Annotated in this window: 7 protein-coding genes and 1 CRISPR repeat array; of the genes, 4 read left to right on the top strand and 3 right to left on the bottom strand. The window is 53.3% G+C overall.

All coding sequences use genetic code 11. From position 1 onward, the window contains the following. Together FD30_RS10965 and FD30_RS10960 are read left to right on the top strand one after the other, a co-directional pair. The coding region (locus FD30_RS10965; protein ID WP_235803269.1) for a 3'-5' exonuclease at positions 1-673 on the top strand (673 nt) is incomplete at its 5' end. A 106-nt stretch (positions 674-779) separates the two neighbouring features. After that, a CRISPR array of direct repeats spans positions 780-1,967; the repeat unit is 28 nt; unit sequence GTATTCCCCACATGTGTGGGGGTGATTC. 69 nt (positions 1,968-2,036) lie between these two features. Continuing rightward, on the top strand, positions 2,037-2,618 hold the full coding sequence (locus FD30_RS10960) for a uracil-DNA glycosylase family protein (RefSeq protein ID WP_056945053.1): 582 nt from the start codon (positions 2,037-2,039) through the stop codon (positions 2,616-2,618). Between the two features lie 84 nt (positions 2,619-2,702). Here the strand turns inward: FD30_RS10960 and FD30_RS10955 are convergent, their stop codons facing one another. Next, complete coding sequence (locus FD30_RS10955; protein WP_056945052.1) at positions 2,703-3,419, bottom strand: sulfite exporter TauE/SafE family protein; 717 nt, start codon at positions 3,417-3,419, stop codon at positions 2,703-2,705. Positions 3,420-3,635: 216 nt separating this feature from the next. Between FD30_RS10955 and FD30_RS10950 the strand changes: the two genes are divergently transcribed. Next, positions 3,636-4,691 (top strand): zinc-dependent alcohol dehydrogenase family protein, encoded by a 1,056-nt coding sequence (locus FD30_RS10950; protein ID WP_056945051.1) that lies wholly within the window; start codon positions 3,636-3,638, stop codon positions 4,689-4,691. A 334-nt stretch (positions 4,692-5,025) separates the two neighbouring features. Next, positions 5,026-6,381, top strand: a complete 1,356-nt coding sequence (locus FD30_RS10945) for a threonine/serine exporter family protein (RefSeq protein ID WP_056945050.1) — start codon at positions 5,026-5,028, stop codon at positions 6,379-6,381. 87 nt (positions 6,382-6,468) lie between these two features. On the opposite strand, the gene FD30_RS10940 is transcribed toward FD30_RS10945, so the two are convergent. Together FD30_RS10940 and FD30_RS10935 are read right to left on the bottom strand one after the other, a co-directional pair. Then, the gene (locus tag FD30_RS10940) at positions 6,469-6,705 is read right to left on the bottom strand and encodes a PLD nuclease N-terminal domain-containing protein (RefSeq protein ID WP_056945049.1); all 237 of its coding nucleotides are present in this window, start codon (positions 6,703-6,705) and stop codon (positions 6,469-6,471) included. 127 nt (positions 6,706-6,832) lie between these two features. Further along, a complete protein-coding gene (locus FD30_RS10935; RefSeq protein ID WP_056945048.1) occupies positions 6,833-9,460 on the bottom strand; it encodes a cation-translocating P-type ATPase in 2,628 nt (875 codons plus the stop codon). Positions 9,461-9,492: the final 32 nt, after the last annotated feature.

Genomic DNA, 9,492 nt, shown 5'->3' with positions numbered 1-9,492 from the left:
CGTGGATTTTGATGGCTTGCCGTTGATGATGCATTTGACACAGAGCTCTGCACCACCTAAATTAGGTTTTAGTAAGGCTGCTAAGTTTCGCCGGGCAAAGGTCATGACACATCGGCGATTAAAGCAAAAGGCGACTGCCTCCGTGCAGCCCACAAATGATTTGCAGTTTGCGGTCTTAGATTTAGAGACTACGGGCTTGGATAGTACTAAGGATGCCATTATTTCTATTGGAGCAGTTAAACGAGTTGGTAAAGAGACTGAAAGATTTAGCTGTTTGGTACAAACAGATTGCCCAATCTCTGAATCCATTACTGCTTTAACGGACATTACGAGTGATCAATTGGAGAGCCAGGGTATTTCTTTGGCGACTGCGTTAACAAAGTTACGTCTGTTCCTACAGAATGTACCGGTAATTGGATATCACGTAACCTTTGATGAGCACTTCTTAAGTACCGGCTGTCGTCAAACTGCCCAACCGCAATTTTCGAATCAGTTTCGAGATTTGATGCCCATTGTCAAAGATGTGCAGTCCTTTTTGGATAATTACAAGTTGGCGACAGTACTGGCTGCCTATCAAATTACGAATGCTCATCCGCACCATGCTTTATCTGACGCTGAAGCGACACTCGAATTAGCTGATAAGTTGATGGAGAATGGTAGCTTTAAGCTTTAGATAGTCATGTTAATTGATGGTATTAAGGTGTCGCTTAGAATAACAAGTTAAATGAAAATACAGTTTCTACGTTTCAAGAACGCCGGTATATCAGTATTTTCTAAGTGTATTCCCCACATGTGTGGGGGTGATTCCCAATCGCTGGCTGGGACCATTGGGGCCATTGGGTATTCCCCACATGTGTGGGGGTGATTCCCGTAGATTCACCCGTGAAGGTCGTTACAGCGAGTATTCCCCACATGTGTGGGGGTGATTCCTGCCAATTGGGGTCTTTAACATTGCCTTAATGGTATTCCCCACATGTGTGGGGGTGATTCCATCGTTGACGGGCGCGTACAGGGCCTTGGTGCGTATTCCCCACATGTGTGGGGGTGATTCTATCGTCCCCGGCCTTAAATGAAGAGTTATTGGGTATTCCCCACATGTGTGGGGGTGATTCTCGTAAAACCGCGATACGTCCACGTTATAAGCCGTATTCCCCACATGTGTGGGGGTGATTCTATATGTATCGTAAGTCATATCTCGATCGGTAGGTATTCCCCACATGTGTGGGGGTGATTCCTGAATCAGCTTATCAACGTGCGCAAATGCCGTGTATTCCCCACATGTGTGGGGGTGATTCCAATTAATGACCATTCCGTGTAATAATTTTCCTGTATTCCCCACATGTGTGGGGGTGATTCTAAACAAGCACGGTTTAGATGGTCCCATGTTGAGTATTCCCCACATGTGTGGAGGTGATTCTCGAGCGGCTAAGGAAGCGACAGAGCCCGTCCCGTATTCCCCACATGTGTGGGGGTGATTCTGACAATACATAATCATCATAAGGGTTTAATCCGTATTCCCCACATGTGTGGGGGTGATTCTGTTCGGGAAAATAAGGCTTGACAGAGTTAAGGGTATTCCCCACATGTGTGGGGGTGATTCCATTAGAATATCTTTTTCGGATAAAATCTCATAAGTATTCCCCACATGTGTGGGGGTGATTCCGCAATGACTAAGCGTGTGTTCCCCGTGCCAACGTATTCCCCACATGTGTGGGGGTGATTCTGATGCCGAAAGGCTTAGCCAGTACTGGGACGCGTATTCCCCACATGTGTGGGGGTGATTCTAAGCTATAAACCTTTCACGGGTACACGCATTAGTATTCCCCACATGTGTGGGGGTGATTCCTTGGTGGCAACGCCAACGGCTGACGGTGCAACGTATTCCCCACAAGTGTGGGGGTGATTCCTACGTGAAGTTGATCGAGGACGCGCTGACGGGGTATTCCCCACATGTGTGGGGGTAAACTCATCAAAATTGATTCACCACAAACAAATGCAGTACAATAGCCATAACACAAACCAAGGAGGGGCTGTCTATCACAACCGTTGAGGACATCAAAACTGCGATTCGGAATGATCCGGAGAACGCGGTGTACACCGAACAGGGGTGGGACCCGTTATTTCATGTGTTACCGAGTGCTACGATTTTAGTCATTAGTCAGGCACCGGGACGAATTGCTCAGCAGGCCAAGACCTATTTCAATGACGCGAGCGGAGACCGGCTGCGGGACTGGATGGGCGTGACACGCGACCAATTCTATCAGAGTGACCGGATTGCGGTGATGCCACTGGACTTTTACTATCCGGGCAAAGGCAAAAGCGGGGACCTGCCCCCGCGGAAGGGGTTTGCTGAAAAGTGGCATGACCCGTTGCTAGCTATGATGCCCCAGGTCCAGTTGACCCTATTGGTGGGCCAATATGCGATTAAAGCCTACTTAGGTAATAAGCGGTATAAGACCTTGACGGAGACCGTTCGGCACTATCCTGACTATCTGCCGGACTACTTTCCCTTGGTCCACCCATCGCCACTAAACTATGGCTGGCAAAAGAAGAATCCGTGGTTTCAGACGGACGTGGTTCCCGAGTTGCAAAAGCGGGTACAGATTGCGTTATCTTAAACCGGTTAAAGGGGCCAATTCATCTGCGAATTGGTCCTTTTTTGGCACAAAAAATGGCCTCACGAGGAGGCCATTGAAATGGGCTTAGAAAAAGAGATAGTAGATCCCGCTGAGCCCAATGAACCGGTAAATCCATTGTTTCAACCGGTCGGGGTTGATCCGGGTCAACAGGTGCGACGCAATGATGGTGCCAATGCTGGCAGCCACCATGCCCACCAGAATGTAGGGGATATCCTGAACACCTAAGATACCGTTGGTCACCCGGATGGTGGTGATGTAGAAGGTGTCAATTAAGAAGAACCCCTGAATGTTCCCGATGTATTCGGGCATCGAGTGCGATAGCGACAGAAAATATAGTGCCATTAGCGGGCCACCGATACCGAAGAGCCCGTTGAAGAATCCAGAGATCACCATGAAGCCGATGGCGACGTACCAGGGGTAGCGCCGGTCACCGGCTGACTTGGCGAACATGAAGTACAGGCTTAACGCAACCAGGAGACCGCCCAGTAGCATTCGCAGCAGATGAGTATCCAGCACGTGCCCTAAGTGAACCGACCAGGTCGCAACACTAGCGTAAATGATGAATGGAAGAATCAGTTGTTTGAGGTGAACATGGTGTCGGTATTGAATGGTCAAGCCCAGTACGCTGGTAAACATAATCAAGCCACCAATTCCGGCGGCCTGGGCAATGGGCAGAATTAGGGGAAAGAAGATCATCATGATGATGACGGCGCCGAAGCCGGTTAGCCCCTGAACCAAGCCCGCGAGGAGTGCTGGTAACACGATAAGTAACCAAGTCACAAGTAAATCCTCCTTTTTTAAAATCGTTGATGGTGTTCGGTGCGTATCGAAATTTTTGAGGTCCGGCCGAACCCGATAATCCCCATTATACGCTAACTTCTAGGGGAGGACGCACTGACTTCGTGGCTGAGTAGCAAACAGTTGAGTGTCCAAAACGCCGGCGGACGATTACAATGAAGGGGAATCCAACAATATTAAATTGAGAAGGAATGTACAATGCCAAAACAAGCTGAAAGTTTGGATCATCTGCCAACGACCATGCGCGCTTGGCAGGTCACAACTCCTGGCCCCGTGGATGGGGACCGAGCGCCGTTAGCGTTAGTTACTAAGCCCGTTCCCCGGCCAAAACGGGGCGAGACCTTAGTTCGGGTCTTAACTTGCGGGGTGTGCCATACGGATCTGCACGTTACCGAAGGCGATTTACCCGTCCATCACGCACACGTGACGCCGGGACACGAGATCATCGGGGAAGTCGTCGCCAACGGTCCGGAGACGCGGCGTTTTGCCCTAGGCACCCGTATCGGAATTCCCTGGTTACGGTGGACTTGCGGCGTCTGTCGTTTTTGCCGTTCTGGTCGGGAGAATCTCTGTCCGCATTCTCAGTACACGGGTTGGGACCATGACGGCGGTTATGCCGAGTACGTTACGGTGCCCGAGGGGTTCGCCTATCAGGTGCCGGAGCGCTTTGACTCAATCACCGCTGCACCATTATTATGCGCGGGGATTATCGGTTACCGCGCGTTTGAACGCGCTAACGTTCCTGCGGGCGGTCGGCTAGGGCTTTATGGCTTTGGTGGTTCGGCCCACATTACGGCCCAGATTGCCCTTGACCAGGGGATTGAGGTCCACGTCTTTACCCGTGGTCAGGACGCCCAAGCCTTCGCGTTAAAACTCGGCGCAACTTCTGCCAATGGCGCTTACGATGTGGCACCAGTTAAGTTAGACGCCGCGATTATGTTTGCACCGGCGGGGGCCATGGTTCCCAACGCCCTCGCGAACCTGGTTAAGGGGGGCACCCTGGCTCTAGCGGGGATCCACTTGAGTGATGTGCCTAGCTTAAATTATCAGCAGCACCTATTCCACGAAAAGACGTTGACTAGTGTGGAGAGTAACACCCGTAAGGACGGCGAAACGTTTTTGACTTTAGCTGATCGGTTGGCGCTTCGCCCAGCGACTTCACCGTATGCCTTTACCAAGGCCGATGAAGCCCTGCGGTTTGTAAAGCGCGGCGATATTGAGGGCGCCTGTGTTCTGAGGATTGGCCAGGATTAATGGGTAATTGAGAAGACGAGTAGTCACCTAAAACGTTCCTGATAGCTAACGCCGTTAGTGATTGGGAACGGTTTAGGTTGGACCAGTCATTGGCGGTGATGATTTCAAGGCCATTTGAGGGAACAGAAAAGCTGGCTCTCGTGGCTTGTATGCTTTGTATGCCAGACGTGGCGCTCAGGGAAGGTGAAAGCGGATGCATCAAATATGCTAGGGCTTCCAGTCGAAACGGCCCCTAAAAATAATCGCAATTAGCGGTTGAAGAGTCCCCCTAACTGTCTCTATAATAGATAAGTATTGGTAAAAATAGATTTTAGTGTGGCATAGGGAGAAGAGAATGGATAAAAATAGTCAATCAAATACCCCGCGGGAGTTTCATCTTTCACAGCGTCATCACATGGCGATTCCTTGGAAGAACATGGTCAAGGACGATGACGTCCCCGCCAGAGAAGCCAGTCTTCAAGAGCGGGCTTCTTTGGTTGGTCGTATCGGGATTACCATGCTATCGTGTGGTACCGGAGCTTGGCGGGTACGGGACGCCATGGACCGGGTCGCCCGCAGCCTCAATCTGACCTGTTCCGCCGATATTGGGTTGATCTCGTTGTCGTATACGTGTTTCAACGATGAGCAGAGCTACACCCAGGTGCTGTCCCTCCCCAGTACGGGGGTCAACACGGATAAGCTGAATATTTTAGAGGAACTGGTCAAGAACTTTCAAAACGACTTTTCGTTTTTAACGGTACCGGAGATTCACACCATGATCGATAAGATTCAAACCCGGCCCAAGCAATATGCGCCCGCAGCCCTGGGGTTCGCCGCAGCCTTAGCCTGTACCGGCTTTATTTTTTTGCTAGGCGGTGGGCTTCCTGAGATGCTCTGCACGTTCATTGGCGCGGGCTTAGGAAACTATGTCCGTGCGTTAATGGGCAAGCACGCGACGACCACGATTGCCAGTACGGCGATCAGCGTCGCGGTCGCTGGGATGATGTATATGCTGAGTTTTCGGGTACTGGAAGCGTCCTTTGGCGTCTCCGTGCAGCACGAGGCCGGATACATTGGGGCCATGTTGTTCGTGATTCCGGGTTTCCCCTTCATTACCAGTATGCTGGATATTTCTAAACAAGACATGCGATCGGGACTAGAACGCCTGTCCTACGCCATCATGATCACCACGGTGGCAACGTTGGTGGGGTGGCTAGTCGCCAGTGGGTTTAACTTTCGACCGGCGGACTTTTTGCCTTTAGGCCTATCGCCTTTGGCACTGTTGCTGCTACGGTTACCCGCCAGCTTTTGTGGGGTCTACGGCTTCTCCATGATGTTCAACAGCTCCCAAAAGATGGCCATCACGGCTGGATGTATCGGTGCCGTAGCGAACACGTTGCGCCTAGAATTGGTCCAGCTGACCACCATGCCACCAGCTGCGGCAGCCTTCTTTGGGGCTCTCACGGCGGGGCTGATTGCCTCGTTGGTCAACCGGTATAATGGTTATCCGCGGATTACGCTGACCGTACCAGCCATTGTGATCATGGTACCGGGATTGTACATTTACCGGGCCATCTACAACATTGGGAGCAACCAGATCGGGGTCGGGTCCTTGTGGCTGACCAAAGCCGTCCTGATCATCATGTTCTTACCCGTGGGCCTGTTTGTGGCGCGGGCGCTGCTGGATAAGGAATGGCGGCACTTTGATTAGAGTCAGCAATTAACCGTAAGTAAAAACGTCTCGGTTTCTCCTTTGAGGGGGGCCGAGGCGTTTTGATTTGAAGCGATTGGGCACAGCTCAGTGGCGGGGCGAGCGGGTCTGACCGAAGGCAAAGTAAAGCCAAGGGCCAATCGGTTGAGCGAAAGCTAAAAGTCCCCAGAGCAGTTTGTTCCCGTGCCGCACACTGTCTGCCTTGATGAGATCGGCTAAGACCACCGTCGTCGCGGTCAATTCAAAGGCCACAAACGGCAGTAAGCGTTGCCGCGCGCGGGGCGAAAGGGATTGTTTTTGCGGATGACACCCAGTTTTAAACATCGAGAAGACCTCCTTAGATGGCTTAATCTTAGTATACACGGGTCTAACTGATAGCGCTAACATCATTAGCGATTAAAGTAGCCCTACGACCGGTTGGCCCGGTCGTGGGGCTACTTGGTAACTTTTCTTAGGAAGGGTCCTCATCGAGCGAGAGGTTGCGCGCAGGTGCTTGTCGGCGGGTCCAGCGTTTGGCTAGTTCTAAGACCAATGTTGGGATAAACATGGCGGGCAGGACTATGAGCCACGCTTCGATGGGCAGTGTGATGAGGCCAAAGAGACGTTGGGTCACTGGAACCGTCGCCACCAGCAAGACGACCGCGATGGCAATCAGCATCGCCCCGTTTAAGACTGGGTTGCGCTTTAGACTGGCCATCGTCAGGGGTTGCCGGTCCTTGATAGCGTAGATGTCGATCATGGAACCAATCGCGAGGACCAAGAAGAGCATGGTCATCCCCATGGTTGCCTGATTATTCGTGAGGCCAAAGCGGCCGATGGCGTAGATACCTAACGATAAGACCGTAAACGTCGCCGCCCGTAGTGCTAAACGGCCACCCATTCCACGGGCCAGTAAGCTTTCGCTATTGGCAACCGGGGGTTGTTCCATGGCAGCCTGTTCGCCAGGTTCCCGGCTGATGTAGAAGCCCGGAATTCCGTCGGCTAGGACGTTGATCAACAGTAACTGTTCCGCTAAGAGTGGGGCGCCCCAACCCATTACGACGGCGCCGACCATCAGGAAGATCTGGGCGAAGTTCACGCCGACCAGGAACTCGACTGCCTTTAGGATGTTTTGGTAGACGGTCCGACCTTCGCGGACCGCTGCCATGATGGTCGCAAAATTATCGTCCGTTAAAATCATGTCGGCGGCACCCTTAGAGACTTCCGTCCCCGTAATACCCATGGCGATTCCCACGTCAGCTGCTTTTAGTGCGGGGGCGTCGTTGACCCCGTCTCCCGTCATGGCGACGGTCTTACCGGTTGCTTGCCAGGCCTGGACGATACGAATCTTATCTGCGGGAGATACGCGTGCGTAGACGGCGATGTCTTGAATCTGCTGTGTCAGTTCAGCGTCCGTCATCTGCCGTAGCTCATCACCCGATAGCACCCGCTGCCCGGGAGTAAGAATTCCAATCTCTTGGGCGATTGCGGCGGCCGTCACCATGTGATCACCCGTGATCATCACGGGCTTGATGCCCGCTTGTTTGGCTTCTCGAATGGCGGGAATGACCTCTGGCCGTGGCGGGTCGATGATTCCCACTAATCCCGCGAAGGTAAGGTCTTGCGTCAAGTCATCCCAGTTAGGGTCACTAAGGTCAACGGTGGCGGGAACCACTCGGTAGCCGACGGATAGGACCCGTAAGGCTTGCTGGCCGAACTCGTCGTGGACTTGTTGCGCGGCTTGGCGAGCCGTGGGCGTCCAACGAATGGGGAGCCGGTCGAAGGCCCCCTTGACGATGATCAGCTGCTGGCCATCTGTTAGGCGGTGAATCGTCGCCATGGTTTTTTTAGTTGAGTCGAAGGGGTCCTCAGCGAGGCGGGGAGCGGCAGCCTCGAACTGCTGGCGACTCTGCCCGTGCTGGGCTAACCAGCGAACGATGGCCAGTTCCGTGGGGTCACCGTGGGTTTCTTCTTGTCCTGCGACCTGTTGAATTTCGGCGTTCGTGGCCAATCCCAGGTAGCGCATCAGGTCTTTGCCGGCTTGGGTCAGGTGATCAGCTACCTGGCTTTGGGGACTGTTCGGCGTCCAGTAACGGGTAATGGTCATCTTGTTTTGCGTTAACGTCCCCGTCTTATCGGACGCAATCACGTCGACACCGCCGATGGTTTCGACCGCGTTGACCCGGCGCATGATGGCGTTACGGTTTGCCATACGTTTGACTCCGTGGGCCAGGCTGATGGTCACGATGATTGGCAGGGTTTCTGGTACGGCGGCGACCGCTAATGAGATTCCGATCATGAGGCTGTCAGCCAACCCCTGATTTTGCATCCAGACACTGAGGGCAAAAATGGCGATGCCCCCTAGGATGGCGAAGCTGGTTAGCCATCCGGATAGGCGGTTCAGGCGGCCTTGAAGCGGCGTTGCGCGCTTCTTGGTCTGGTTCAGCAGGCCCGCGATTTGGCCTAATTCGGTCGCCATGCCAGTGGTCACGACCTGAACGATGGCCGTTCCGGCCGTGACCGCAGTTCCTGAAAAGACTTCTTGTTCGGGCGCGACGGCCGTCAGCGTTTGAACGTGGTTCTTGCTGACGGGGACGCTTTCTCCCGTTAAGATGGCTTCGTCGACGGTGAGGTTCGTGCTTTCGAGAACGATTCCGTCGGCGGGAACCTGGTCACCGGCTTTTAATAAAATGAGGTCGCCTGGGACCACGTTGACCGCGGCCAGGGTTTGTGCAACGTTGTCCCGGCGCACCGTCGTGGTCGGCAGGCTTAGCGACTGGAGAGCGGCCAAGGCCTTTTCGGCGGAGGCTTCCTGGTAGAGGCCGATGAGGACGTTAATGACCAGGATGGCGCCAATCACGATGGGCTTGGTCCATCCACCGTTAAGGGCTAAGGCCATGTAGCTCGCCAGGGCGACGGCGAAGAGTAATACCAATGAGGAAACGTCGTTGAGGTGCCGGGCCACCTGACGCCATAGGGCGGGTTTCTTGGCCGCAGCCAACTGGTTCGGGCCCGTCTGGTTGAGGCGGTTTTGAGCTTGGTCCGTGGTTAGACCGTTCGGGGGAGTGAGCGTTAAGTGCGTCATCTCTTTTCTAGTCATGCGTGGTCCTCCTATAGGTTATATGTTGAATA

It is taken from the genome of Levilactobacillus namurensis DSM 19117 (assembly GCF_001434785.1).
GTDB lineage: Bacteria > Bacillota > Bacilli > Lactobacillales > Lactobacillaceae > Levilactobacillus > Levilactobacillus namurensis.
This window is presented reverse-complemented; position numbering and strand designations above follow the sequence as displayed.